Here is a 26850-nt window from a genome sequence, read left to right on the forward strand (position 1 = left end):
CGCGCCCCCACCGCACGACCGCCCCGGCAGCGCGCCGGGCGGAGCAGGACACAACTGGACACGGGAGGACGTCGTGGCGAGCAGCGCCCCGAGCAGGCCGGCGGAGCTCACGGAGCTCCTGGACCCCGTGGTCTCCGCCGCGGGTCTCGTGCTGGAGTCCGTCACCGTGACCCCCGCGGGGCGCCGCCGCGTGGTGCGGGTCACCGTGGACCTCCCGGAGGACGCCGTCGGCTCCATGTCCCTCGACCAGGCCGCCGAGGCGACCCGCGCGGTCTCCACCGCGCTGGACGACGCCGGCGCGTTCGGCGAGCAGCCGTACCTCCTGGAGGTCGGCAGCCCCGGCGTGGACCGGCCGCTGACCGAGCCGCGCCACTGGCGCCGCGCCCGCACCCGCCTCGTGGCGGTCGACGTCCGCGACGAGGGCGGCACCGTGCGCCGGGTCACCGGGCGCGTCGTCGAGGCCGGCGACGACGGCGTCGTCCTCCTCGAGGGCGAGACGCGCGTGGAGGCCGCCTGGGAGCAGCTCGGGCGCGGTGCGGTGCAGGTGGAGTTCCGCCGCCACGACGACGACGCGGACGACCAGGACGACGACGCGGACGACCAGGACGACGACGCGGACGAGCACGACGAGGACGAGGACGAGGTCTGATGGACATCGACATGGCGGCGCTGCGAGCGCTCGAGCGCGAGAAGGAGATCCCGCTCGACGTGCTCGTGGACGCGATCGAGGGCGCGCTGCTGCTGGCCTACCAGCGCACGGAGGGCGGGGCGGCGCGCGCTCGCGTCGAGCTCGACCGCAAGAGCGGCCGGGTCACCGTCTGGGCGCGCGAGCAGCAGCCCCCGGCGCCCGAGGCAGCCGAGGGTGACGAGCCGCCGCAGCCCCCGCCGGCGGCCCGCGAGTACGACGACACGCCGAGCGACTTCGGCCGCGTGGCCGCCTCGACGATGCGCCAGGTGATCTTCCAGCGGATGCGCGAGGCCGAGGACGCGGCCGTGCTGGGGGAGTTCCAGGGCCGCGAGGGCGACGTCATCTCCGGCGTCGTGCAGCAGGGACGCGACCGCTCGATGGTCCACGTCGACCTCGGGAGCGTCGAGGGCGTCATGCCGCCGGCGGAGCAGGTGCCGGGGGAGACCTACCCGCACGGCTCGCGCGTCCGGGCGATCGTGGTGTCCGTGCGACGGGGGATGCGCGGGCCCTCGATCACGCTGTCGCGCACCCACCCCGACCTCGTGCGGGAGCTCTTCGCGCTCGAGGTGCCGGAGATCGCCGACGGCGCGGTGGAGATCGTCGCCCTGGCCCGCGAGGCCGGGCACCGCACCAAGGTCGCGGTCCGCACGGACGTCGCCGGGCTCAACCCCAAGGGCGCGTGCATCGGCCCCATGGGCCAGCGCGTGCGCGCGGTCATGGCCGAGCTGCGCGAGGAGAAGATCGACATCGTCGACTGGGACGACGACCCGGCCCGCTTCGTCGCCGCGGCCCTCTCGCCCGCCCGCGTCTCGAGCGTCGAGGTCGTCGACGCGGAGGCCCGCTCCTGCCGCGTCGTCGTGCCCGACTACCAGCTCTCGCTCGCCATCGGCAAGGAGGGCCAGAACGCCCGGCTCGCCGCGCGGCTCACCGGCTGGCGCATCGACATCCGCAGCGACACCGCTCCCGAGCCGCCGCCGCTCGACCCGTCCGCCCCGCGCCGCGAGCCCCTGCGGGGGGGCCCGCGCACGGGTGAGGCCGGCGGCCGCGGCGGTCCGCGTGACGGCGGCCCCCGGACCGGCGGGCCCCGGACGGGTGGACCCCGCGCGGGTGCCCCCCGCACGGGCGGCCCTCGCGGCGGGGCCGCGGGTCCGCCGCGCCGCGACCCCCGCGGGTGAGGCCCGCGGGGGGCGCCGCGGGGGAGCGGCACCGCCCTCGTCGCACCTGCGTGGGCTGCCGCGCCACGACGACGGCCGACGAGCTGCTGCGCCTGGCCCTGCCCGGCTCGGCTCCCTCGGGCTCGGCTCCTCCGGGCACGGCTCTACCGGGCACGGCGCCGTCGGTCCCGGCGCCGGACCTCCCCGCGCCGGAGGGCGGCGGCTCGACGCCCGCGGTGGTGCCGGACGTGCGGCGGCGCCTCGGCGGGCGCGGGGCCTGGCTGCACCCCGACCCCGCGTGCCTGGCCCTCGCCGTCCGCCGACGAGCGCTGCCGCGCGCCCTGCGGGTGCCGCCGCCGGTCGACGTCAGCGCCGTCGAGGCGCTGCTGGCACCGCGCGGCGACGCGGGCTGAGCCGCGCTCGGCGCACCCCGGGAGGACGGCGCTCCTGGGCGGCGCCGCACCCGGTGGCAGCCGCGGCTCCCGACCCCCGGCGAGCACTCCCGGTGCGCCGTCCGGACGCCGCGACCGGTCCGAGCGGGCCCCGTGGTGACGCGCAGTGGCGCGGAGGGGGCACAATGGTCTGCGGTGCGTCGGTCTCCCGGTCGACGCCCGCTCCCGCCGACGCCCTCGGGCGGGCGGGTCCGCTCCACGGCACCACCCCGGGACGACGGTCGATATCGAGAGCGGGTCGGCATCTGATGGGCACCCGATGAGCTCCCAGCGATGAGCACCCCCCAGCATTGATCGGCTCGTGCCTGCCATGGCCCGGGCCAGGACAGGAGAGATGTGGCAAAGCCCCGGGTCCACGAGATCGCCAAGGATCTCGGCGTCGAGAGCAAGGTCGTGCTGGCCAAGCTCCAGGAGATGGGGGAGTTCGTCCGGTCGGCATCGTCGACCGTCGAGGCTCCCGTCGTCCGACGCCTGAAGGACGCGTTCCCCGCCGCTGACGGCGCGGGCGCCTCCACCAGCACCCCCCCGAGCTCCGGCGGCAGCCGGAGCAGCGCGGCCCGTCCGGGCCCCGCGCGCCCCGCAGCCCCGACGTCGGCCGCGGCCGGCTCCGGCGCCCCCGCGCAGCCGCGCCCCGCCGGCCCGGCGCCCACGCCGGGTCCCCAGGCGCAGCGTCCCGCCCCGGCCCCCGAGGTCCCCGCGGCGCCCGCCCCGGCACCGCAGGCCCCGGCGCCCCAGAGCCCGGCCCCCCAGGTCCCGCAGGCGCCGGCCGCCCGTGCCGACCAGGGCGCCCCCGGCGGCGCGCCGAGCCCCGGCGCCCGGCCCGGGCCCGCGCGTCCCGCCCCGCAGGCGCCCCAGGCGCCGGCGGCCCGCTCGAGCGAGCGGCCCGCCCCCGGCGGTCGTCCCTCGTCCGGCGAGCGCGGCGGCCGCCCCGGCGGCCCCACGCGCCCGGGCAACAACCCCTTCGCGACGAGCCAGGGCATGCCCCGGCCCGGCGCGCGCCCCGGTCCCGCGGACCGCGGCGACGCCCCCGCCCGTCCCGGCGGCGACCGTCCCGCGGGCGAGCGCCCCGCCGGCGACCGTCCGACCGGGGACCGTCCCGGCGGCGAGCGCAGCGGCGCGGCCGCCGGTGGCGGCCCCCGCCCCGGCGCCCCGCGCCCGGGCAACAACCCCTTCGCCACGAGCCAGGGCATGCCCCGCGGCGGCGGTCCCCGTCCCGGGGGTCCGGCCGGTGCGGGCGCGGGTGCCGCGGCCGGCGCCGGCGACCGTCCGGGCGGACCTCGCCCGGCGCCCCGTCCCGGTGGTGCGGCGGGCCCCGGTGGCCCCCGCCCGAACCCGGGCATGATGCCCGGCCGCTCCACGGTCGGTCGTCCGGGCGCCCCGGCGCGCGGCGGTCGCCCGGGTGCGCCCGGACGCCCCGGTGCGGGCGGTCGTCCCGGCGGCGGCGGCCCCGGCGGTCCCCCCGGTGCGGGCGGCGGCGGCTTCCGCGGCCGCGGCGGCGGCGGTCGCGGTGCGACCGCCGGCGCGTTCGGCCGCAGCGGCGGTCGTCCGGTCCGCGGGCGCAAGAGCAAGCGCGCGAAGCGCCAGGAGTACGAGGCGATGCAGGCGCCGTCGGTCGGCGGCGTCACCGTCCCCCGCGGCGACGGCTCGACCGTCATCCGCATCCGCCAGGGCGCGTCCCTGACGGACTTCGCGGAGCGGATCGAGGCGAACCCGGCGAGCCTGGTCACCGTGCTGTTCCACCTCGGTGAGATGGCCACGGCGACGCAGTCCCTCGACGAGGACACCTTCAAGCTGCTCGGCACCGAGCTCGGCTACGACATCTCCCTCGTGTCGCCGGAGGAGGAGGAGCGCGAGCTCTTCGCGTCCTTCGACATCGACCTCGAGGGCGAGCTCGAGGGCGAGGGCGACGACGTCCTGGAGCAGCGGCCGCCGGTCGTCACGGTCATGGGCCACGTCGACCACGGCAAGACGCGCCTGCTGGACGCCATCCGCTCCGCGGACGTCGTCTCCGGCGAGGCCGGTGGCATCACGCAGGCCATCGGCGCCTACCAGGTGCTGACCCAGCACGAGGGCGCCGACCGCGCCATCACGTTCATCGACACCCCGGGTCACGAGGCCTTCACGGCCATGCGAGCCCGCGGTGCCGACGTCACCGACATCGTGGTGCTCGTGGTCGCGGCCGACGACGGCGTGATGCCCCAGACGATCGAGGCGCTGAACCACGCCCAGGCGGCCGGCGTGCCGATCGTCGTGGCCGTCAACAAGATCGACAAGGACGGCGCCAACCCGGACAAGGTCAAGCAGCAGCTGACCGAGTACAACCTGGTCGCCGAGGAGTACGGCGGCGACACGATGTTCGTCGAGGTCTCCGCGCGGGAGAACGTGAACATCGACGGGCTGCTCGACGCCGTCCTGCTCACCGCGGACGCGGCGCTCGACCTGCGCGCCAACCCCGACAAGGACGCGCGCGGCGTCGCCATCGAGGCCCACCTCGACAAGGGCCGCGGCTCCGTCGCCACGGTGCTCGTGCAGTCGGGGACGCTGCGGGTCGGCGACGCGATCGTCGCCGGCGGCGCCCACGGCCGCGTGCGCGCCATGCTCGACGAGCGCGGCGGCACCGTCACCGAGGCGGGGCCCTCCCGCCCCGTGCAGGTGCTCGGCCTCACCCAGGTCCCGGGCGCCGGCGACACGTTCCTCGTGGCGTCCGACGACCGCACGGCCCGGCAGATCGCCGAGCGCCGCGAGGCGAGCGAGCGCGCCGCCCTCCTGGCCAAGCGCCGCAAGCGCATCAGCCTCGAGGACCTCACCGCCGCCCTGGCCGAGGGGAAGGTCGACAACCTCAACCTCATCCTCAAGGGCGACGGGTCCGGCTCGGTCGAGGCGCTGGAGGAGGCGCTGCTCAAGATCGACGTCGGCGAGGAGGTCGCGCTGCGGATCATCCACCGCGGCGTGGGCGCCATCACCCAGAACGACGTCAACCTCGCCACGGTCGACAACGCGATCATCATCGGCTACAACGTGCGCCCCGCCCCGCGGGTCGCCGAGCTGGCCGAGCGCGAGGGCGTGGACCTGCGGTTCTACTCGGTCATCTACGCGGTGATCGACGAGGTCGAGGCGTCGCTCAAGGGCATGCTCAAGCCCGAGTTCGAGGAGGCCCAGCTCGGCACCGCCGAGGTGCGCGAGGTCTTCCGGTCCTCCAAGTTCGGCAACATCGCCGGCTGCCTGGTCCGGACCGGCCTCATCCGCCGCAACTCGAAGGCGCGTCTGCTCCGCGACGGCGTCGTGGTCGGGAACGACCTCACGCTCTCCTCGCTGCGCCGCTTCAAGGACGACGCCACCGAGGTCCGCGAGGGCTACGAGTGCGGCATCGGGCTCGGGACGTTCAACGACATCAAGCCGGACGACGTCATCGAGACCTACGAGATGCGCGAGAAGCCGCGCGCCTGAGGCGCACGGCACTCCTGACGGGCGCCCCCGCACTGCGGGGGCGCCCGTCGGGCGCGTGCGGCCCCCGCACGGGGGAGAGGAGGAGGACGCGTGTTCGTCGGCGCCCTGGTGTGCGACCTCCTGCTGCCGCCCGAGGTCGGCTCCCTCAAGGGCAAGCGGTCCGTCGTGCGCCCGCTGCTGGCGGACCTGCGCCGCCTGGAGGTCGCGGTGGCCGAGACCGGCTCCCTCGACCTGCACCGCCGGGCCGAGGTCTCGGTCGCCGTCGTCGCGGCGACGGCCGACCGGTGCCGCGAGGTGCTCGCCCGCTGCGAGCGGCTGGTGGCCGACCGCCCCGAGGTGCAGCTGCTCTCCGCGCACGAGCTGCTGCGCTCCGACACCGACGAGTGAACGGCACCGACGAGTGACCTGCACGGGCGGGTGAGCCGCACCGCCCCGGACCACGCACGACCGGACCCGCACGACCGGGCCGCACCACAGGGGCCCGCACCAGCCGAGGAGGACCGATGGCCGACCCCGCGAGGGCCCGCAAGCTCGCCGACCGCATCAAGGTGGTGGTGGCCGAGACGCTGGAGCGCCGCATCAAGGACCCGCGCCTGGGCTTCACCACGATCACCGCGGCGCGCGTGACCGGGGACCTCCAGCACGCGACCGTCTTCTACACGGTCTTCGGCGACTCGGCGGAGAAGCGCGAGACCGCCAACGCGCTGGCCAGCGCCCGCGGCGTGCTGCGCGCCGAGGTCGGCCGGCGCACCGGGGTGCGGCTCACCCCGACGCTGGAGTTCGTCGAGGACGCCGTGCCCGAGAACGCCCAGGCCATCGAGGACCTCCTGCGCGCGGCCCGCGAGCAGGACGAGGCGGTGGCCGCGCTGGCGGCCTCCGCGCAGCCCGCCGGCGAGGCCGACCCCTACCGCCACGACCCGGTGGCCCTCGACGACGAGGACGACGAGGACGACCTCGAGGACGACGAGGTCGAGGACGTCGCGCACGACCCGGACGCCCGCCCCGGGGCGGACGTGCTGGACCCGGACGTCCGGGACCGCCGCCGGTGAGCCGTCCGCCGGCGGGCGCGTCGCCGGGGGAGCCGGCGCCGGGGGGCTCCGCATGAGCCGCCGTGAGGCGGGCCCCGCGCCCGCGGGCGGCCTCGTCGTGGTCGACAAGCCGGCGGGCTGGACGAGCCACGACGTCGTCGCCCGCACCCGGCGGCTCGCGGGCACCCGGCGCGTCGGGCACGCCGGCACGCTGGACCCGATGGCGACGGGCGTCCTGGTGCTGGGGGTCGGGCGGACGACGAAGCTGCTGACGCACCTCGTGCGCGCGGACAAGGAGTACCTCGCGACCGTGCGCCTCGGGGAGTCCACGACGACGGACGACGCCGAGGGCGAGACCACGACCGCCGCCGGGGCTCCGCGCCTCGACCGCGCCGCGCTGGAGGCCGCCGCCCTGCCGCTGACCGGCAGCATCGAGCAGGTGCCCAGCTCGGTGAGCGCCATCAAGGTCGACGGACGCCGGGCCTACGCGCTCGTGCGCGGCGGCGAGGAGGTGGCGCTGCGGGCCCGACCCGTGCAGGTCGACGTCTTCGAGCTCGGCGAGCCCCGGGCCGCCACCGGAGCCTCGGGCGTCCCCGTCGTCGACGTCGACGTGCGCGTCGTCGTCAGCTCCGGCACCTACGTGCGCGCCCTCGCGCGCGACCTCGGCGCCGCGCTGGAGGTCGGCGGCCACCTGGTAGCCCTGCGGCGCACGCGCGTCGGGCCCTACGCGCTCGAGGGCGCCCGCACGCTGGAGCAGCTCGAGGAGGCCTTCGCCGTGCTGCCCCTGGCCGACGCCGCGCGCGCCGCGTTCCCGGTGCGCGAGCTGACCGAGGCCGAGGCCCTCGACCTGCGGCACGGCCGGTCGGTCGCCCCCGCCGACGGCGCCGCCGGCACCCGGGAGGCTCCCGTCGCGGCCTTCGCGCCCGACGGCGCCCTCGTGGCCCTCGTCCACGACGAGCGCGGCGCCACGCGGCCCTCCCTCGTCCTGCAGCCGGCGTGAGCGCCCCCGCGAGCGGTCCGACGACGCCCACGGCCAGGTCCTACGCCGTCCTCGTGACCCCGGTGGCCAACCGCGCCTTCGCGGGCGCCGCGCCGCGCCTGCTGGCGGCCGAGGTCGCCGCCGTGGGGCGCGGCCCCCTCGGCGGGCGCCTGCGCGACGTCGCGGTGCTGGAGCTCGCGGGCGTCGCCTACGTCGGCCTCACCAGCGAGGGGCCCCTCGAGGGCGACGACCTGCGCGCCGTCGCCGCCCTCTCGACGGCGCACGCGCTGTTCGAGCGCCGCGGGCGGCCGGGGGAGGACGAGGCGCTGGTGCCCGTGCGCCTGCCCGCCCGGGACCGCTACGACGACGACCTCGTCACCATCCCGAAGTACGTCGGCAAGACGAACGAGCACGTCACGCGTCTGCTGCTCAACCTCACGACGGCCGCCCTCGAGGCGCCGGTGGGCGCCCCCGGGCGCGTCCCGGCGCGCCGCCTGCGGCTGCTGGACCCGCTGGCGGGGCGAGGCACCACCCTGAGCCTGGGGCTCCTGGCCGACATGGACGTGACGGGGGTCGAGGTCGACGCCGGCGAGGTGGACGCCCATCGGGCCTTCCTCACGCGGTGGCTGCGCACCAAGCGCCTCAAGCACTCCGTGCAGGCCGAGCGCCTGCGCGTGGCGGGGAGGACGCTGGGGACCCGTCTGCGGGTGAGCCTCTCGCCGACCAAGGAGGCGGCTCGGGCCGGTGACGTGCAGACCCTCGAGCTCCTGGGCGCCGACACCGCAGCGGTCGGCCCGGTCCTCGCCGCGGGCTCCTTCGACCTCCTGGTCACCGACGCGCCCTACGGCGTCCAGCACGGCAGCAGCCGGGCCGGGGGCGGCCTCGCGCGCAGCCCGCGCGAGCTGCTGGAGCGGGCGCTGCCCGTGTGGGTGCCCCTCCTGCGCCGCGGCGGGGCGCTGGGCATCGCCTGGAACACCCACGTGCTCCCGCGCGCCGAGCTCCGCGCGCTGCTGGAGGCGAACGGCCTCGAGGTGCTCCCGGCGGGGGAGGACGGCGAGCTCGCCCACCGCGTCGACCAGGCCGTCCACCGCGACCTGCTCGTCGCCCGCCGCCCCCGGCGAGGCGCCGGCAGCGGAGCCGCACCCGCGTCCGACGGGAGCCCGCCGCGCCGCGCCGGGTGATCGTGCTGGTGGCGCGGGGCCCCGACGGGGCGTACAACGGTCCGGCGGCGCCGCACCTCGCGGGTCGCGCGCGCAGCGACGGGAGCCCGGCATGAGCAGCAGCGACGAGGACGGCGGCGGCGGGACGGCGCCACCGGCCCAGCGGGACAGCAACCGCAAGGCGGTGGCCCTGGCCCTGGCGGCGGCGGTCGGCGGCTTCCTGTTCGGCTTCGACTCCTCGGTCATCAACGGGGCGGTCTCGGCGATCCAGGGGCAGTACGAGCTGACCTCCTTCGTCATCGGCTTCGTCGTCGCGATCGCCCTGCTGGGGTCCGCGGTCGGCGCGTGGTTCGCCGGGTCGATGGCCGACCGCATCGGCCGCACGCGGGTCATGCTCGTGGCGTCGGTCCTCTTCCTGGCCTCGGCGCTGGGCTCGGGCTTCGCCTTCACCCCCTGGGACCTGACCTTCTGGCGCGTGGTCGGCGGCTTCGCCATCGGCATCGCCTCCGTCATCGCGCCCGCCTACATCGCGGAGATCTCGCCCAGCAAGATCCGCGGTCGGCTCGCCTCGTTCCAGCAGCTCGCCATCACGCTCGGCATCTTCGCCGCCCTGCTCTCCAGCGCCTTCTTCGCGGGCGCGGCGGACGGCGGCGCGTCCGGCACCTTCGCGGGCCTCGACACCTGGCGCTGGATGCTCCTGGCCGAGGCCGTCCCGGCGGTCGTGTTCGGCATCCTGGCCCTGCTCATCCCGGAGTCGCCCCGCTACCTCGTGGCCAAGGGGCAGACGCAGAAGGCCATCCACGTCCTGCGCGACTCCCTGCACGCCCGCAACCCGGAGAAGCTGGTCGCCGCGGTCAAGAAGAGCCTCCAGCGCGAGGACGAGCCGTCCATGAAGGACCTGCGCGGGCCGAAGCTCGGCCTCCAGCCGATCGTCTGGACCGGCATCACGCTCTCGGTGCTGCAGCAGTTCGTCGGGATCAACGTGATCTTCTACTACTCGACGACGCTGTGGCAGTCCGTCGGCTTCGACGAGTCGGACTCCTTCACCATCTCGGTCGCCACCGCCGTGCTCAACGTCCTGGTGACCTTCATCGCCGTCGCCTTCGTCGACAAGGTGGGCCGGCGCAAGCTGCTCATGGCGGGCTCGGCGGGCATGGTGCTCGGCCTGGGGGCCGTGACGGCCGCCTTCACCCAGGGCGTGGCCGTCCCCGGCTCCGACGACGTCTCCCTCCCGGCCGGCTGGGGCACGGTCGCCCTCGTCGGCGCCAACCTCTTCGTCATCGCCTTCGGCGCCTCGTGGGGCCCGGTCGTCTGGGTCCTGCTCGGCGAGATGTTCCCCAACCGGATCCGCGCCGCCGCCCTCGCCGTCGCCGCGGCGGCCCAGTGGGTGGCCAACTTCATCGTCACGGTGACCTTCCCGGTGCTCTCCCAGGACGTCTCCCTGTGGGCGACCTACCTCATCTACACGATCTTCGCGGCGCTCTCCTTCGTCTTCGTCAAGACCAAGGTGCAGGAGACGAACGGCGTCGAGCTCGAGGACATGGGCACGGACGCCCAGCCGGCCGCGAGGGCCGGGAAGGGCGCCTGACCCGCGCACCGCTGCCGCCGGCGTCCGGCGGCAGCGGTGCGGGGCCGGGGCGGTCGCCGCCCGGTCCTCCTGGCACAGTGGGCCCGACCGGGACCGGCCCGGACCGAGAGGGGCGGCCCCGCCGTGGAGCGCTGGTTCGGAGCGGACGAGGTGCCCGTGGCACCGCAGGGCTCCGTCGTCGCCGTCGGGAACTTCGACGGCGTCCACCGCGGCCACCGGGTCCTGCTCGACGAGGTGGTCCGCGTCGCCGGCGAGCGCGGGCTGCGCTCGCTGGCCGTCACCTTCGACCCCCACCCCCTCCACGTCTTGCACCCCGACCGGGCGCCCGGGCTGCTCACCGGCCTGGAGGAGCGGCTGGAGCTGCTGGCGGGCACGGGCCTGGACGGCGTCGTGGTCCTGCCCTTCACCCCCGCGCTGGCGGCGCGCACGCCCCGCGAGTGGGTGGCGGAGGACCTCGTCCGCGATCTGGGCATGCGGGTGCACGTCGTGGGCCACGACGTCCGCTTCGGAGCGGGCAACAGCGGTGACCTCGGCGTCCTGCGGGCCATGGCCCCCGACCTGGGCCTGGAGGTCGTCGTCCTGGACGACGCCCGCTCGGCCGGCCGCCGCTGGTCCTCGTCGTGGGTGCGCGAGCTCCTGGCCGCGGGCGACGCCGTCGGCGCGGCGGAGCTGCTCGGCCGGCCGCACCGCGTCGTCGGCGAGGTCGTGCACGGCGACCACCGCGGCCGAGAGCTGGGCTACCCCACCGCCAACCTGTCGCCCGAGGCGCAGGGCCTGGTCCCCGCGGACGGGGTCTACGCCGGGTGGCTCACCGCGCTCGCGGACGGCGCGCCCGGCAGCGGCGTGCGCGCGGGGGAGCGACGCCCGGCGGCCGTCTCGATCGGCACCAACCCGACCTTCGACGGCCTCGAGCGCCGCGTGGAGTCCTTCGTGCTCGACGTGCCGCCCGGGGCGCCGCTGGACCTCTACGGGACCCGCGTGCGCGTCGAGCTCGTCGAGAGGCTCCGCGAGACGCTGCGCTTCGACGGCGTCGAGGCCCTCTGCGCGCAGATGGCGCGCGACGTGGCCACGGCCGGCGACGTCCTGGACGCCTCCCGCTGAGCGGACCGCGGGACCGGGATCGGTGCGCAGCCCTTGACCGCCGCGGGAGCGGCTGGTCTGGTGTGCATGTCCGCTTCGTCCTCCCGGTCCTGCGCGTCCGCCCGACGGCAGGGCTCCCACGCCTGGAGCCGTCCGTGCGCCGTCGCCACCCCGCCCGCGTCACCGTCCGACCGGCCGCCGCCGCGCGTCCCGCCGCCCGCCGGAGCATGGTCGCCGTCGGCCTGGCCGCCGCGCTGGCCCTGACGGGCGCGCCGGGAGCCGCAGGCTCGGCGGCCGCACCCGCGCCCGACCCGGCGGCGACCGCCGCCGGCGACCCCGTGCTGCCGGCCGACGCCCCGCGCACGGCCTTCGAGGAGTCCGGCGGCGCCGCCTGGACGAGCCTGGAGGAGGAGCAGGACTTCCTCGCGGCCGTCGACGCCGCCAGCGACCGCGTGGGCCTGCGCACGCTCGCCACGACGGCCGCGGGCCGCCCGCTGCAGCTCGTGCAGGTCGGCTCCCGGCAGCTGTCGCCGCGCGAGGTGGCCCTGCGCCCGAGCATCCTCATCACCTGCCTGCAGCACGGCAACGAGCCCGCCGCCCGCGAGGGGTGCCTGCAGGTGGTGCGCGACCTCGCCCTCGACGACAGCGCCCGGACCCGCGGCCTGCTCTCCCGGGCGACCGTCCTCGTCGTCCCCACGGTCAACCCGGACGGGCGGGCGGCGAACACCCGCGCCAACGCCGACGGGGTGGACGTCAACCGCGACCACCTGGCGCTCGAGACGCTCGAGGCGCAGACCGTCGCCGCCCTCGTGCGCGACTACGACCCCGAGCTCGTCGTCGACGTGCACGAGTACGGCGGCCGGGCCGACGTCTACGACCGCGACCTCATCCGCCTGTGGCCCCGCAACCTCAACGTCGACGAGGGCCTGCGCGCCCGCGCCGTCGAGCTGGCGGAGGACTTCGTCGACCCGGTGGTGGAGGCGGGCGGCTGGAGCACCGGCGTCTACGGCATCTGGAACGGCCCCGGCGGGGAGCCGATCGCCCAGGTCGCCGGCGACGGGGACGAGCGGATCATGCGCAACGCCGTCGGGCTCAAGCACACGGTCGGCCAGCTCACCGAGTCGCAGGTGCGGGCGCTGGCGCCCGACGAGCAGGCCGACCCGCGGGTGAACGCGAACCGGCGCGTCGAGACGAACGTGCTCGCGCTGCGGGGCTCGCTCGACATGCTCCGCACCCGCGGAGGCGAGCTGCGCCGCGAGACCGACGCGGCCGAGCGCGAGGCCACCCGCCTCGGGGCGGCGGGCGAAGGCCGGATCGCCCTCGGCGGGGCCGACAACGAGCCGCCCGCAGCCGACCGGCTGCTGCTCGAGCCGCCGTGCGCGTACGTGCTGACGGCCGAGCAGCACGAGGCGGTCGCGCAGACCCTGGCGCTGCACGACGTCGCGACGACGCCCACGGGGGAGGCCGACGGCTCCGTCGAGGTGCCGATGGGCCAGCCCGCCCGCGGCGTCATCCCGCTGCTGCTCGACGAGCGGGCCACCTACGCGCTCGTGCCGGCCGCGCCCGTCGCCTGCGGCTGAGGACCGGGGGCCGACGGCGGGCGGCCGCGGCGCCGGGCATGCCGGCGGGGGCCCCGCTGCTAGTCTGGGCGAGCCGTACGACCGGCCGCGGAGCCAGAGAGCCCGGGTGGACCAGCCCCGGAGCACCGCGCAACGAACCCCAAGGAGAGCAGTGCCCCTCGACGCCGCCACGAAGCAGCAGATCATGACCGAGTACGCGACGCACGAGGGCGACACCGGCTCGCCCGAGGTGCAGATCGCGATGCTCACCAAGCGCATCACGGACCTGACCGAGCACCTCAAGGAGCACAAGCACGACCACCACAGCCGCCGCGGGCTGCTGCTGCTGGTCGGCCAGCGCCGCCGGCTCCTGAAGTACGTCGCCAAGAGCGACGTCAACCGCTACCGCGACCTCATCGGTCGCCTCGGCATCCGCCGCTGAGCCCCTGACGCCGCCCCCTCCACGAGGGGGCGGCGTCGGTGCGTCCCGGCCCGTCGAGCCGACGGCCCCGCGGCGCCGCACCACCCGCACGACGCACCAGCACGACCGCACCAGCACGACGCAGACCCGTCGCGACCCGGCCCGAGGCCGGGCGCCGCGACCACGGGTGCCGACGAGCCGGAGAGCCGGTCCTCGGTGGTGGCCCCCGGGAGGCGCGCGAGCAGCGCGCCGGCCCGTGGGCCTCGATCGGGAACTGGCCCCGCACCGGCCGTCGTCGCCCCGGTGCGCACCGGGACCCCGGTGCGCCGGACCGACGAACGGAGACCTCCTCGTGGAGACCACCCCCACCGCCGTCGAGACCGTGATCGACAACGGCTCCCACGGCACCCGCACCATCCGCTTCGAGACCGGCCGCCTCGCCAAGCAGGCCGCCGGCTCGGTCGCCGCCTACCTCGACGGCGAGTCGATGCTCCTGTCGGCGACGACGGCGGGCAAGCACCCCAAGGACCACCTCGACTTCTTCCCCCTCACGGTGGACGTCGAGGAGCGCATGTACGCCGCCGGGCGCATCCCGGGGTCGTTCTTCCGCCGCGAGGGCCGCCCCAGCACCGACGCGATCCTCACCTGCCGCCTCATCGACCGGCCGCTGCGCCCGTCCTTCACCTCGGGCCTGCGCAACGAGGTCCAGGTCGTCATCACGGTGATGGCCCTGCACCCCGACGACGGCTACGACGTCCTGGCGATCAACGCCGCGTCGCTGTCCACGCAGCTGTCCGGCCTGCCCTTCTCCGGCCCGATCGGCGGCGTCCGCGTGGCGCTGGTCGACGGCCAGTGGGTGGCCTTCCCCAAGCACAGCCAGATGGAGCGCGCCGTCTTCGACATGGTCGTCGCCGGCCGCGTCGTCGGCTCCGGGGACGACGCCGACGTCGCGATCATGATGGTCGAGGCCGAGGCCACCGAGGGCTCCTGGGCGCTGGTCTCCGAGGGCGCGCAGAAGCCGACCGAGGAGGTCGTGGCCGCGGGCCTCGACGCCGCCAAGCCCTTCATCGCGCAGCTCTGCGCCGCGCAGCAGCAGGTGGCCGACGCCGCCGCCAAGGAGACGCAGGAGTTCCCGCGCTTCCTCGACTACCAGGACGACGCCTACGCGGCGGTGGAGCAGGCCGGGGCCGAGCGCCTCACCCAGGCCCTGACCATCGCGGGCAAGCAGGAGCGCGAGGCCGCGATCGACGAGGTCAAGGACGCCGTCCGCGGCGACCTGGCCGACGCCTTCGCCGGCCGCGAGAAGGAGGTCTCGGCGGCCTTCCGCTCGCTGACCAAGCAGCTCGTGCGCCAGCGCGTCCTGCGCGACGGCGTGCGCATCGACGGCCGCGGCCCGGCCGACATCCGCACGCTGGGCGCCGAGGTCGAGGTCCTGCCGCGCGTCCACGGCTCGGCGCTGTTCGAGCGCGGCGAGACCCAGATCCTCGGCGTCACGACGCTGAACATGCTCCGCCTCGAGCAGCAGATCGACTCGCTCGGCCCGGAGACGCGCAAGCGCTACATGCACAACTACAACTTCCCGCCGTACTCCACCGGCGAGACCGGCCGCGTGGGCTCGCCCAAGCGCCGCGAGATCGGCCACGGCGCGCTGGCGGAGCGGGCGCTCATGCCCGTGCTGCCCAGCCGCGAGGAGTTCCCCTACGCGATCCGCCAGGTCTCCGAGGCGCTGGGCTCCAACGGGTCGACCTCCATGGGCTCGGTCTGCGCCTCGACCCTGTCCCTGCTGAACGCCGGTGTGCCGCTGCGCGCCCCGGTGGCCGGCATCGCCATGGGCCTGATCACCGACACGGTGGACGGCGAGACCCGCTACGCGGCGCTCACCGACATCCTCGGTGCCGAGGACGCCTTCGGGGACATGGACTTCAAGGTCGCCGGCACGAAGGAGTTCGTCACGGCGATCCAGCTCGACACCAAGCTCGACGGCATCCCCGCCTCGGTCCTGGCCGGCGCCCTGACGCAGGCTCGCGACGCGCGCCTGCACATCCTCGACGTCATGGCCGAGGCCATCGACGCGCCCGACGAGATGAGCCCGCACGCGCCGCGCGTCATCGCCGTCCAGGTGCCGGTCGACAAGATCGGCGAGGTCATCGGGCCGAAGGGCAAGATGATCAACCAGATCCAGGACGAGACCGGCGCCGACATCTCCATCGAGGACGACGGCACGGTCTACATCGGCGCGACGGACGGCCCGTCCGCCGAGGCGGCGCGGACGATGATCAACGCCATCGCCAACCCGCAGATGCCGGAGGTCGGCGAGCGCTTCGTCGGCACCGTCGTCAAGACGACGACGTTCGGCGCCTTCATCAGCCTCTCGCCGGGCAAGGACGGCCTGCTGCACATCTCCCAGATCCGGAAGATGGTGGGCGGCAAGCGGATCGACTCCGTCGACGACGTCCTCGGCATCGGCCAGAAGGTCCAGGTCCAGATCGCCGAGATCGACCCGCGCGGCAAGCTCTCCCTCGAGCCGGTCCTGGCCGAGGGTGCCGACGGCTCGGGCGACGCCCAGGGCCAGCAGGCGGAGGCCGCCAACATCTGATGCCGGTCGACCTGACCTCGCTCGAGGGCCCCACGGGGTGGCTCGAGCGCGACGCCGCCGGGCAGGCGGGTGGGCGCGTGCGCCGCACCCGCCTGCCCGGCGGCGTCCGGGTGCTCACCGAGCAGGTGCCGGGCATGCGCTCGGCCACGCTCGGCGCGTGGGTGGGCGTCGGCAGCCGCGACGAGGCCGACGACCAGCGCGGCTCGACGCACTTCCTCGAGCACCTGCTCTTCAAGGGCACGCGCCGGCGCTCGGCGATGGACATCGCCGTCGCCCTCGACGAGGTCGGCGGCGACGCGAACGCCGCCACCGGCAAGGAGTCGACCTCCTACTACGCGCGCGTGCTGGACGCCGACCTGCCCGTCGCGGTGGACGTGGTCTGCGACATGGTCACCTCCGCCGTCCTGCGGCCCGAGGACGTCGACAGCGAGCGCGGGGTCATCCTCGAGGAGCTGGCGGCCGCCGAGGACGACGACGACGACGTCGCGCACGAGCGCTTCTCCGAGCTCGTGCACGGCGACACCCCGCTGGGCCGCCCGATCGGCGGGACGCCCGCCGACATCGAGGCCGCGACCCGCGAGGCGATCGAGGCGCACTACCGCCGCCACTACGTGCCCGAGGGCCTCGTGGTCACGGCCGCCGGCGGGCTCGAGCACGACGCCGTCTGCGACCTCGTGAGCGGCGCCCTGGCCGAGGCGGGCTGGCCCGTCGGGGACGGCGCGCCGCCGCTGCCGCGGCGGACGAGGACGGTGGGGGAGCCGGTGCCCAGCACGCGCCGCCCCGGCGGTGTGCTGACGGTGGAGCGCGACACCGAGCAGGCCCACGTCCTGCTGGGCGGACCGGGCCTGACCGCCACCGACGAGCGCCGCTGGGTCCTCGGCGTGCTGACCGCCGTGCTGGGCGGAGGCATGAGCTCTCGGCTGTTCCAGGAGATCCGGGAGAAGCGCGGCCTCGCCTACTCCACGTACGCCTTCGACGCCGGGTACGCCGACGACGGCCTCTTCGGGCTCTACGCCGGGTGCACGCCCCAGCGCGTGCCCCAGGTCGTCGAGCTGCTCGCCGAGCAGTGGGCCCTGCTGGCCCGCGACGGGCTCGGCGAGGACGAGATCCGCCGGGGCCGCGGGCAGCTGTCCGGCGGCCTCGTGCTCGGCATGGAGGACTCCGGCGCCCGCATGACGCGCCTCAGCCGCGCCGAGCTGGTCCACGGCCAGCACACCGGCGTCGACGAGGCCCTCGCCCGCATCGCGGCGGTGACCGCCGACGACGTCGTCGCGCTCGCGCAGGAGCTGCACGACGCGCCGCGCTCGCTGGTCGTCGTCGGCCCCTTCGAGGACGACCCGGTGCCCGTCGCCCCCTGAGCCGCTCCCTCCCCGCACCCTGTCGGCAGTTCGCCGTCTTGGGGTGCCTCTTCCCGCACTCTGTCGGCAGTTCGCCGTCTTGGGGTGCCTCTTCCCGCACTCTGTCGGCAGTTCGCCGTCCTGGGGCGCCCCTTCTCGCACTCTGTCGGCAGTTCGCCGTCTTGGGGCGCCTCTTCCCGCACTCTGTCGGCAGTTCGCCGTCGGGGAGGCGTCGGACGGGCGCTCTGCCGGCAGATCGCCGTGGGGACAGACGCTCGTGGGGCACGTCGTCGGCGGGCGCCGCGCCCATGGCCCGCCGCCGCCTGCGCCGTCGGAGGGAGCCTCGGTGCGCGGGTGCGCCCCGCAGTGGCACCATGGGGGTGCTCGACGTGGCCAGCGCCCCGTCCAGCGCGTGCTCCCGGGGTCGGTGAGATTCCGAACCGGCGGTGACAGTCCGCGAACCGCGGGGACGTCCGCACCTCCCAGGTGCGCTGCGCCCCGCGGCCGACCCGGTGGAACTCCGGGACCGACGGTGACAGTCCGGAGGGGAGGCAGCACGCGGTGGCCCGGTGGTGCGCTGCGCCGTCGACCCGCCGCGGGCGCGTCCCCCGGTGCGTCGTCGGCGTGCGCGCACGACCGCTCCGCCGACCGCCGCACACCGGCGGTGCTGCCCCCTGCACGCCCTCCCCGGCGGCCGCTCTGGCGCGGTCGTCCGGCCCGCGAGCTGCGGAGCGGAGGAGGAGCGGATGTTCACGGGGATCGTGGAGGAGCGCGGCGAGGTCGTCGCGCTCGAGGCCAGGGGCGACGACGACGCGCGGCTGCACGTGCGCGGGCCGCTGGTCGTGTCGGACGCGCGCGAGGGCGACTCGATCGCCGTCGACGGCGTGTGCCTGACGGTGACCGGGCGGCCGGTGGACGGCGTCTTCGCCGTGGACGTCATGGGGGAGACCCTGCGGCGCTCCAGCCTGGGCGCGCGCAGCCCCGGGGACCCGGTGAACCTCGAGCGGGCCCTGCGCGCCGACTCCCGGCTCGGCGGCCACGTCGTGCAGGGGCACGTCGACGGCGTGGGCCACGTGCTCGCGCGGACGCCGTCCGAGCGCTGGGAGATGGTGCGGTTCTCCGTGCCCTCCGCGCTCGCCCGGTACGTCGCCGAGAAGGGCTCCATCACCGTCGACGGCGTCTCGCTGACGGTCACCGGGGTCGGCGACGACGGCCCGGAGGTCGGCCCCGGCGGGCTGGACCTCACCGGCGAGCGGTCGTGGCTGGAGGTCGGGCTCATCCCGACGACGCTCGCCGCGACGACGCTCGGCGCCCGGCAGCCGGGTGACGCCGTCAACCTGGAGGTCGACGTCCTCGCCAAGCACGTGGAGCGGCTGCTGCAGGCGCGCGGCGGCTCGGCGGGGGACGCCCGGTGAGCGCCCCGGCGAGCGCCGCCGCCGTCGTCCCCCCGCGCGACGGCGAGGGCGTCGTGGCGCTGTCCGCGGACGCCCCGGCGGTCGACGGGGACTCCGGCGTGCGGCTGGACCCGCTCGAGGACGCGCTCGCGGCGCTGGCCGCGGGCCGTCCCGTGGTCGTGCTCGACGGGGCGGACCGCGAGGACGAGGGCGACCTCGTGGTCGCGGCGCAGCTGGCGACGCCGGCGTCCGTCGCCTTCGTCGTGCGCTGGACCAGCGGGCTGCTCTGCGCGCCGCTGGCGCCCGAGGTCGCCGACCGGCTGGACCTGCCCCTCATGGCCGCGCCCTTCGCGCGCGCCGGCGGGGACGCCCACGGCACCGCCTACACGATCACCGTCGACGCCGTCGCGAGCACCACGACGGGCATCAGCGCCGCCGACCGCGCCCGCACCCTGCGCGTGCTCGCCGACCCCGCCTCCGCGCCCGCCGACCTGCGCCGCCCGGGGCACGTGCTGCCGCTGCGGGCCCGCGCGGGCGGCGTCCGGGAGCGGCCGGGGCACACCGAGGCGTCGGTGGACCTGTGCCGCCTCGCGGGGCTGGCGCCGGCCGCGCTCATCGCCGAGCTCGTCGACGACGCCGACCCCGAGGGCGGGATGCTGCGCCGCGACGGCTGTCGCGCCTTCGCCGACGCCCACGGCCTGCCGCTGGTCTCCATCGCCCAGCTGGCGGCGCACCTGGACGCCGCGGGCGTCCCGCAGGCGCCGCCGGCGGAGCAGGGCCTCGTCGTGGCGGGGGCGGTCGCGAGCCTGCCGACGGCGTCCGGCGCCTTCACCGTCCACGCCTTCACCGAGCCCGCCACCGGGACCGAGCACCTCGCGCTCGTCCCCGCGGGCGCCGCGCTGCCCGCCGACGGAGCGCTCGTGCGCGTGCACTCCGAGTGCCTGACCGGTGACGCCCTCGGCTCGCTGCGCTGCGACTGCGGCCCCCAGCTGCGGGCCGCCCTGGGGGCCGTCTCCGCCGAGGGCGCCGGGGTGGTCGTCTACCTCCGCGGCCACGAGGGCCGCGGCATCGGGCTGGGGGCCAAGGTGGCCGCCTACGCCGAGCAGGACCTCGGCGCCGACACCGTCGAGGCCAACCTGCGCCTGGGCCTGCCCGTGGACGCCCGCCAGTACGGGGCGGCGGCCGGCGTGCTGCGGGCCCTGGGCGTCCGCAGCGCGCGGCTGCTCACGAACAACCCGGAGAAGGAGGAGGGCGTGGCCGAGCACGGCGTCGCCGTCAGCGACAGGGTGCCCCTGGTGGTCGCCGCGGGGCCGGAGTCCCGCCGCTACCTGGAGGTCAAGCGCGACCGGATGGGGCACCTGCTGCCGCTGTCCGCACCCGACGGGGCCACCGCCGACGGGACCGGCGACCACCAGACCAGCGACCACCAGGGAGGTGCCGCGTGAGCGGTGAGGGATCGCCGACGCCGGCGCTGGACGGGGCGGCGCGCCTGCGCGTCGCCGTCGTCGCGGCGTCCTGGCACGAGCAGGTCATGGGCGGGCTGGTCGCGGGCGCGCGGGCGGCGCTCGCCGACGCGGGCGTGCGCGACGTGCTCGAGGTCCGCGTGCCGGGGACGGTCGAGCTCGGCGTGGCCGCCGCGCGGCTGGCCCCGCGCGTCGACGCCGTCGTGGCGCTCGGCGTTGTCGTCCGCGGCGGGACGCCGCACTTCGAGTACGTGTGCCAGTCCGCCACCCAGGCGCTGACGGAGGTGGCCGTCCGCACGGGGATCCCCGTGGGCTTCGGCGTGCTGACCGTCGACACGGTGGAGCAGGCGCTCGACCGCGCGGGCCTGGAGGGCAGCCGCGAGGACAAGGGCCGCGAGGCCGTGGAGGCCGCGCTGGCGACGGCGCTGGTGCTCGACGACGTCGCCCCCCGCAGCGGCGCGGCCCTGGCGCACCGCAGCACCCTGCCCGGCGACGTCGCGGGAGCGCGCGCGTGAGCGCTCCGCGCAGGGTCGCCGTCGTCGGCGCGGGCGGGCGCATGGGCACCGCGGCGTGCGCCGCGGTGGAGGCCGCCGAGGACCTCGAGCTCGTGGCCCGCGTGCACCGGGGCGACTCCATGGACCTCGCGGCGGGCGCCGACGTCGCCGTCGTCCTGTCCGTGCCCGACGCCGCGCCGGCGCAGGTGGACTGGTGCGTGCGGCACGGCGTGCACGCCGTCGTCGGCACGACCGGGTGGACCGACGAGCGCCTCGACGCCGTCCGCGGGGCCCTCGGCCCGGAGCCGGCCACCGGGGTGCTCGTGGCGCCGAACTTCGCCGTCGGCGCCGTGCTGGCGATGCGCTTCGCCGCGCAGGCCGCGCGCTTCTACGAGTCCGTCGAGGTCGTCGAGCTGCACCACCCGGACAAGGTGGACGCGCCGTCCGGCACGGCGGTGCGCACCGCGCGCGTCGTCGCGCAGGCGCGCCGGGACGCGGGCCTGCCCGCCTCGCCGGACGCCACGACCAGCGCCCTGGAGGGCGCCCGGGGGGCCGACGTCGACGGCGTGCGGGTGCACAGCGTCCGGCTCCGGGGCCTCGTCGCGCACGAGGAGGTCCTCCTCGGGAGCCCGGGGGAGCAGCTGACCATCCGCCACGACTCCTTCGACCGGGAGTCCTTCATGCCCGGGGTGCTGCTCGCCGTCCGCCGCGTCGCCGACCACCCCGGCCTGCTCGTGGGGCTCGAGCACCTGATGGACCTGGACGGCTGATGCCCGGCTCGAGCGCCGTCCCCGACCGCCCGGACGAGGAGCCCGTCGACCCCCGCGGGGACGCCGGGCCGGCGCCCCGGCGCGGCGTGCCGACCAAGGCGGTGCTGGCCGTCCTCCTGGTGCTGTCGGCGCTCTACCTGGGGCTGCTGGTGCAGCAGGGCGTGCGGCTGGTCGCCACGGGCGAGGTGGTGGGCGTGCTGCTGGGCGTGGCCGTGCTGCTCGTCCCGCTGCTGTGCGGCTGGGCGGTGGTGCGCGAGCTGGCGTTCGGCCGCTCCACCGAGCGCCTGGCGGACGAGCTGGCCGCCGTCGGGGGGCTCCCGGTGGACGACCTGGAGCGCCGTCCGTCCGGCCGCGTCGTGCGGGCCGACGCCGAGCGCCTCTTCACGCGCTACCGGGCCGAGGTGGAGGCCGAGCCGCAGGACTGGGCCGCGTGGTTCCGCTTGTCCCTGGCCTACGACGCCGCGGGGGACCGCCGCCGCGCCCGCGCCGCCGCCCGCCACGCGATCGAGCTGCACGGGTAGGGCAGCACCCCACCTGCTCGACGGACGTGACCGTGCACGGTCACCTCCGCCGAACAGGTCCTCGGGGAGGGGCGCTCAGCGCGCGGACCCCCGCGCGGCGGCCGAGGCGGAGGCGGCGAGGCCCTCGAGCGGGCCGCGGAGGCCGGTGAGCTGCCAGAGGCCGCCGACGAGGAGGAGCCCGGCGACCTGGGCGGCGTACAGGGGCGCCTCGGGCACCGTGGCCCCGGTCGCGAGCTCGCGGGCGGAGAGCACGGCGAGGGAGAGGACGTGGAGGGAGTAGAGCGTCAGCGTCATCGCCCCCATGGCGGCGAACGGCCACACGAGCGGCCGGGCGACGCGCGCCAGGAGCAGGGCGGCGCCCAGCACGACCAGCGCGCTGCCGGCGACGCCGACCAGGTCGGGGGGCGTGCCGGAGTGCGGGGCGTCCACGACCAGCCACCACCAGGACGTCGTGGGGGTGGTCCCGTAGAGGCCGGTCTGCAGCGTCGTGGCCAGGGAGTCGCCCGACCCGGGGAAGCCGGACGGGACCTCCAGGGAGGGGGCCGCCCGAGGGGTGAGCGCGGCGGAGACCGCCCAGGCGCCGAGGGCGGCGGCGAGGCCCGCCAGGGCCACGGCGACCACCGTCGACGCGCGGCGCAGGTCGAGGCGTCCGACGCCGAGGCCCAGGAGCACCAGGCCCGTCCACGAGAGCACGGGGTAGTACCCGGTCAGGAGGAGCTGGCCGAGCAGGACGCCCGGCTCGGCCAGCGACAGCAGGGACGGGCTGCTCCCCGGGCTGACCGGGAGGACCCCGCCGCCGACGAGCGCGTCGCGCACCGGGTGCAGCAGCACCGGCACCACGAGGAGCCACAGCGCTCCGAGCGGCAGCAGCCGCCGCGGCCCCCACCCGAGGAAGGGCAGCACGACGAGGAAGAGCAGCCCGTAGTTCACGAGGATCACCGCCACCGGCGCGCCGAGGGCGCCCACCAGCAGGCCGATCACGGCGACGACGCCCGCCCGGGCCGCGACGCCCCGGCGCGCCCGGGCGAGCGAGGTGCCGGTCGGCGGCTGCGCGCCGCCGTTCGCCAGCGCCAGCGAGACGCCGGCCAGCACGGCGAACAGGGCCGACGCCCGACCCGCCGCGACGAGCGCCGTGGCGCTGGGGCCGGTCTCGAAGCCGTCGGCGTCGTAGAGGACGAGCGACAGGACGTGCGTGGCCACCATCCCCAGCAGCGCGAGGCCGCGCGCGGCGTCGACGCCCACGAGCCGGGACGGTGAGCGCAGCCCCGCCCCGCGGGACGGCGGGGCGGACGGGGCGGTCACGGCGCGGTCACGGGGCGATGCTCGCACGGGCCCCGCGCGCCGTCGCGGCTCCCGGCTCGACCCGCGCGTCCCGGTCGTCGGCACCGACGCGGCGACCTCCGGGGCGGGCGTCCCCGCAGCGCGCCGAGCCGCCCGGTGACCGCCCGTAGGGTTCCGGCCATGTCCAGCGACACCGCGCCGACGGCCCCGACCGCCCCGCGCCCCGACGGGACCCCCCTCCACCCCGGACGCTCGCCCTTCGCCGCCGTGCTGTTCGACATGGACGGCACGCTGATCGACTCCACCCCGTCGGTCGAGCGCTGCTGGGCGCGCTGGGCGGAGGAGATGGGCATCGACCTCCAGCAGCTGCTCGGCTGGCACGGCGTGCCGGCGCGCGCCATCGCCGAGGCGCTGCTGCCGCCCGAGCGGGTCGAGGCCGGCGTCGCGCGCATCGACCAGCTGGAGGTCGAGGACACCGACGGCATCCGCCCGCTGCCCGGCGCCGCCGAGGCGCTCGCGCTGCTGCCCGCGGGCCGGGCCGCCATCGCCACCTCGTGCACCCGCACCCTCGCGGCCGCGCGGATCGCGGCGGCGGGGCTGGTGGTGCCCGAGGTGGTCGTGACGGCCAGCGACGTGGCGCGCGGCAAGCCCGACCCCGAGCCCTTCCGGCTCGCGGCGCAGCGCCTCGGCGTCGACCCGGCGCGCTGCCTGGTCGTCGAGGACGCTCCCGCGGGCCTGGCCGCCGCCCGCGCGGCCGGCTGCGCCACGCTCGGCGTGACCACCACCACCCCGGCCGAGGGCCTGGACGCCGACGTCGTCGTCCGCGACCTGTCGCAGGTGCGGGTCGTGGTCGACGACGACGGCGTGCACGTCCTCGCCGCGGGCGGCCCGGCGTGAGCGGCGGCGAGCAGGACCCCCGCGTGGGCGCCGAGGAGCAGGGCCCCGGCGTCGACGGCGGTGTCGGCGGGGGGAGCCCCGCCCAGGAGGTCGCCCGCCAGGAGCAGGTGCAGGGCGCCGCGCCGGCCGGGAGCGGCGCGGGCGGCAGCGGGGCCGGGGGGGAGCCGGTGCCCGAGCCGGTGTTCCGCAGCGACGTGGTCGTCGAGCTCGTCCGCGCCAGCGCGAGCGACGCCGACGTCCTCTTCGCGGCGCGGGTGTCCACGCGCGGGGAGGCCAGCCGCGAGGACGTCGACGCGGACGAGCAGGCGCAGGCCCGCTCGGCCGGGCTCGTCAACTACCTGATGCGGGACCGGCACGGCAGCCCCTTCGAGCACACGTCGATGACCTTCTACGTGCAGGCGCCGATCTTCGTCTTCCGCGAGTTCATGCGGCACCGGATCGCCTCCTACAACGAGGAGAGCGGGCGCTACCGCGAGCTGCGGCCCGTCTTCTACGTCCCCGGGCCGGAGCGGCGGCTGGTGCAGGAGGGCAAGCCCGGCGCCTACCGGTTCACCGCGGGCACGCCGGACCAGCACGCGCTCGTCGACGCCGAGGTCCGCGCCGCGAGCACCCGCGCCTACGAGGCCTACCGCGCGATGCTCGACGCCGGGATCGCCCGCGAGGTCGCCCGGGTGGTGCTGCCGGTCACGACCTACTCGTCCATGTACGTGACGATGAACGCCCGCGCCCTGATGAACTTCCTGTCGCTGCGCACGCAGCGCGAGGGCTCGACGTTCCCCTCCTACCCCCAGCGCGAGATCGAGATGTGCGCCGAGGTGATGGAGGAGGTCTGGCGCGGGCTCATGCCGCTCACCGCCGCCGCCTTCGAGCGCAACGGGCGCGTCGCGCCGTAGACGTGCACGAGCCGGGCGGGGGCCCGCACCCGACCGGGCGTCGCCCCGGGCGCGCAGCGCCCGGTGCCCGCGCTGCGGACGCCGGGACCGGGCTGTCGGCGGCGGCGCCTACCCTGGCGCGCGTGAGCACCGCACCCGTCACTCCCCGTGACCACTCTGGCGTCCTCGACGGGGCGGTGGACGACGTCCCCGGCCCCGCGCCGCTCGCCCCCGGCGGCCTCGACGCCCACCGCGACCTGCCCCGGGTGCAGCAGCCCAGCTGGCCGGACCCGGTGGCGCTCGACCGGGCGACCGCGGAGCTGTCGGCCCTGCCCCCGCTCGTGTTCGCGGGCGAGGTCGACCGCCTGCGCTCGCGCCTCGCGGAGGCGGCCCAGGGCCGGGCGTTCCTGCTCCAGGGCGGGGACTGCGCGGAGACCTTCGCCGACGCCACGGCCGACGCCATCCGCCGCCGCGTCAAGACGGTGCTGCAGATGGCCGTCGTCCTCACCTACGGCGCCAGCCTGCCGGTCGTGAAGATGGGGCGGATGGCGGGCCAGTTCGCCAAGCCCCGCAGCAGCGACAGCGAGACCCGCGAGGGCGTCACGCTGCCGGCCTACCGCGGCGACGCGGTCAACGGCTTCGCGTTCACCGAGGAGGCGCGCACCCCGGACCCGCAGCGGCTCGTGAAGGCCTACCACACGGCCGCGAGCACGCTGAACCTCATCCGCGCCTTCACCTCCGGCGGCTTCGCCGACCTGCGCCAGGTGCACGAGTGGAACCGCGGCTTCGTCGGGAACACGGCGACCTCCCGGTACGGGGAGCTGGCGGGCGAGATCGACCGGGCCATGGCCTTCATGGCCGCCTGCGGCGCCGACTTCGACGCGCTGCGCTCGGTGGAGATGTTCTCCAGCCACGAGGCGCTCCTGCTCGACTACGAGCGCGCGCTGACCCGCATCGACTCGCGCACGCAGCTGCCCTACGACGTCTCGGCGCACTTCCTGTGGATCGGGGAGCGCACGCGCCAGGTCGACGGCGCGCACGTCGACCTGCTGTCGCGGGTGCGCAACCCCGTCGGCGTGAAGCTCGGCCCCACGACGACGCCCGAGGACGCCCTCGCGCTCGCCGACAAGCTCGACCCCGAGCGCGAGCCGGGCCGCCTGACCTTCGTCACGCGCATGGGCGCCGGGAAGATCCGGGAGGCGCTGCCGGCGCTCGTGCGCGCCGTCGCCGACGCGGGCCGGACGCCGCTGTGGATCTGCGACCCCATGCACGGCAACACGTTCACGACGCCGTCCGGGGTCAAGACCCGCCACTTCGACGAGGTGGTCGACGAGGTCCGCGGCTTCTTCGAGGTCCACCGCGCCGCCGGCACGGTGCCGGGCGGCCTGCACATCGAGCTCACCGGGGACGACGTCACCGAGGTGCTCGGCGGCGTCGAGGACATCGACGACGCGGCCCTGTCCACGCGGTACGAGTCGCTGTGCGACCCGCGGCTGAACCACCAGCAGTCGCTCGAGCTCGCCTTCCTCGCCGCGGACATGCTGCGGGGGCGCTGAGGGTGGCGGCCCCCGCGGCGTCCGCCGCCGTCGCCGACCCGGCGGCGGCTCCCGCCCCGTCGACCTCCGGCGCCGGGCCGGACGGCGGCGACCAGCCGGTGGACCTGCGCTCG

General features: G+C 76.8%; 23 protein-coding genes. 22 read left to right on the plus strand and 1 reads right to left on the minus strand.

Annotated features, from left to right (window positions below):
• Window positions 1–73: 73 nt before the first annotated feature.
• The 19 genes from rimP (at window position 74) to Q0848_RS02230 (ending at window position 22131) form a co-directional block, all read left to right on the plus strand.
• The gene (gene rimP, locus Q0848_RS02140) at window positions 74–649 is read left to right on the plus strand and encodes a ribosome maturation factor RimP (RefSeq protein ID WP_299034135.1); all 576 of its coding nucleotides are present in this window, start codon (window positions 74–76) and stop codon (window positions 647–649) included.
• On the plus strand, window positions 649–1863 hold the full coding sequence (nusA, locus tag Q0848_RS02145; protein ID WP_299034138.1) for a transcription termination factor NusA: 1215 nt from the start codon (window positions 649–651) through the stop codon (window positions 1861–1863). The genes rimP and nusA overlap by 1 nt, the downstream gene beginning before the upstream one ends.
• Window positions 1860–2255, plus strand: coding sequence for a YlxR family protein (locus Q0848_RS02150; protein ID WP_299034143.1), 396 nt, complete (start codon window positions 1860–1862; stop codon window positions 2253–2255). Before nusA ends, Q0848_RS02150 begins: the two co-directional genes overlap by 4 nt.
• A 375-nt stretch (window positions 2256–2630) precedes the next feature.
• Window positions 2631–5741, plus strand: coding sequence for a translation initiation factor IF-2 (gene infB / locus Q0848_RS02155; RefSeq protein WP_299034146.1), 3111 nt, complete (start codon window positions 2631–2633; stop codon window positions 5739–5741).
• 90 nt (window positions 5742–5831) lie between these two features.
• Entirely contained in the window at window positions 5832–6128 is a 297-nt protein-coding gene (locus Q0848_RS02160; RefSeq protein ID WP_299034149.1) for a DUF503 domain-containing protein, read from the plus strand.
• A 116-nt stretch (window positions 6129–6244) separates the two neighbouring features.
• Window positions 6245–6790, plus strand: a complete 546-nt coding sequence (gene rbfA / locus Q0848_RS02165) for a 30S ribosome-binding factor RbfA (protein ID WP_299034152.1) — start codon at window positions 6245–6247, stop codon at window positions 6788–6790.
• 52 nt (window positions 6791–6842) lie between these two features.
• The gene (gene truB, locus Q0848_RS02170; RefSeq protein ID WP_299034154.1) at window positions 6843–7769 is read left to right on the plus strand and encodes a tRNA pseudouridine(55) synthase TruB; all 927 of its coding nucleotides are present in this window, start codon (window positions 6843–6845) and stop codon (window positions 7767–7769) included.
• A complete protein-coding gene (locus Q0848_RS02175) occupies window positions 7766–8929 on the plus strand; it encodes a hypothetical protein (RefSeq protein WP_299034156.1) in 1164 nt (387 codons plus the stop codon). The genes truB and Q0848_RS02175 overlap by 4 nt, the downstream gene beginning before the upstream one ends.
• A gap of 91 nt (window positions 8930–9020) precedes the next feature.
• Window positions 9021–10496 carry a sugar porter family MFS transporter gene (locus tag Q0848_RS02180; RefSeq protein ID WP_299034159.1) on the plus strand — a complete coding sequence of 492 codons (1476 nt, stop codon included), beginning with the start codon at window positions 9021–9023 and terminating at the stop codon, window positions 10494–10496.
• Between the two features lie 123 nt (window positions 10497–10619).
• Entirely contained in the window at window positions 10620–11597 is a 978-nt protein-coding gene (locus Q0848_RS02185) for a bifunctional riboflavin kinase/FAD synthetase (RefSeq protein WP_299034162.1), read from the plus strand.
• Between the two features lie 134 nt (window positions 11598–11731).
• On the plus strand, window positions 11732–13156 hold the full coding sequence (locus Q0848_RS02190; RefSeq protein ID WP_299034165.1) for a M14 family metallocarboxypeptidase: 1425 nt from the start codon (window positions 11732–11734) through the stop codon (window positions 13154–13156).
• Between the two features lie 151 nt (window positions 13157–13307).
• The gene (gene rpsO, locus Q0848_RS02195) at window positions 13308–13577 is read left to right on the plus strand and encodes a 30S ribosomal protein S15 (RefSeq protein WP_299034167.1); all 270 of its coding nucleotides are present in this window, start codon (window positions 13308–13310) and stop codon (window positions 13575–13577) included.
• 331 nt (window positions 13578–13908) lie between these two features.
• Window positions 13909–16152: a polyribonucleotide nucleotidyltransferase gene (locus tag Q0848_RS02200; protein ID WP_299034170.1), complete on the plus strand. Its 2244-nt coding sequence runs from the start codon at window positions 13909–13911 to the stop codon at window positions 16150–16152.
• Window positions 16152–17510: a pitrilysin family protein gene (locus tag Q0848_RS02205; RefSeq protein ID WP_299034173.1), complete on the plus strand. Its 1359-nt coding sequence runs from the start codon at window positions 16152–16154 to the stop codon at window positions 17508–17510. The genes Q0848_RS02200 and Q0848_RS02205 overlap by 1 nt, the downstream gene beginning before the upstream one ends.
• A gap of 725 nt (window positions 17511–18235) precedes the next feature.
• Entirely contained in the window at window positions 18236–18904 is a 669-nt protein-coding gene (locus Q0848_RS02210) for a riboflavin synthase (protein ID WP_299034176.1), read from the plus strand.
• Window positions 18901–20328 (plus strand): 3,4-dihydroxy-2-butanone-4-phosphate synthase, encoded by a 1428-nt coding sequence (gene ribB / locus Q0848_RS02215; protein WP_299034179.1) that lies wholly within the window; start codon window positions 18901–18903, stop codon window positions 20326–20328. Before Q0848_RS02210 ends, ribB begins: the two co-directional genes overlap by 4 nt.
• Complete coding sequence (ribH, locus tag Q0848_RS02220) at window positions 20325–20861, plus strand: 6,7-dimethyl-8-ribityllumazine synthase (RefSeq protein WP_299034182.1); 537 nt, start codon at window positions 20325–20327, stop codon at window positions 20859–20861. The genes ribB and ribH overlap by 4 nt, the downstream gene beginning before the upstream one ends.
• Window positions 20858–21610 carry a 4-hydroxy-tetrahydrodipicolinate reductase gene (dapB, locus tag Q0848_RS02225; protein WP_299034185.1) on the plus strand — a complete coding sequence of 251 codons (753 nt, stop codon included), beginning with the start codon at window positions 20858–20860 and terminating at the stop codon, window positions 21608–21610. Before ribH ends, dapB begins: the two co-directional genes overlap by 4 nt.
• Before the next feature lie 86 nt (window positions 21611–21696).
• Window positions 21697–22131 (plus strand): hypothetical protein, encoded by a 435-nt coding sequence (locus tag Q0848_RS02230; protein ID WP_366146377.1) that lies wholly within the window; start codon window positions 21697–21699, stop codon window positions 22129–22131.
• Window positions 22132–22206: 75 nt separating this feature from the next.
• Here Q0848_RS02230 and Q0848_RS02235 read toward each other — a convergent pair whose 3' ends face one another.
• On the minus strand, window positions 22207–23373 hold the full coding sequence (locus tag Q0848_RS02235; RefSeq protein WP_299034189.1) for a heparan-alpha-glucosaminide N-acetyltransferase domain-containing protein: 1167 nt from the start codon (window positions 23371–23373) through the stop codon (window positions 22207–22209).
• Between the two features lie 219 nt (window positions 23374–23592).
• Between Q0848_RS02235 and Q0848_RS02240 the strand changes: the two genes are divergently transcribed.
• From Q0848_RS02240 to Q0848_RS02250, 3 genes are all read left to right on the plus strand, one after another.
• Window positions 23593–24309 carry an HAD-IA family hydrolase gene (locus Q0848_RS02240; RefSeq protein ID WP_299034191.1) on the plus strand — a complete coding sequence of 239 codons (717 nt, stop codon included), beginning with the start codon at window positions 23593–23595 and terminating at the stop codon, window positions 24307–24309.
• Between the two features lie 167 nt (window positions 24310–24476).
• The gene (gene thyX, locus Q0848_RS02245) at window positions 24477–25202 is read left to right on the plus strand and encodes an FAD-dependent thymidylate synthase (RefSeq protein WP_366146378.1); all 726 of its coding nucleotides are present in this window, start codon (window positions 24477–24479) and stop codon (window positions 25200–25202) included.
• 176 nt (window positions 25203–25378) lie between these two features.
• Window positions 25379–26737, plus strand: a complete 1359-nt coding sequence (locus tag Q0848_RS02250; RefSeq protein ID WP_366146379.1) for a class II 3-deoxy-7-phosphoheptulonate synthase — start codon at window positions 25379–25381, stop codon at window positions 26735–26737.
• Window positions 26738–26850 lie beyond the last annotated feature (113 nt).

Source organism: uncultured Pseudokineococcus sp., from assembly GCF_947495735.1.
Classification (GTDB): Bacteria; Actinomycetota; Actinomycetes; order Actinomycetales; family Quadrisphaeraceae; genus Pseudokineococcus.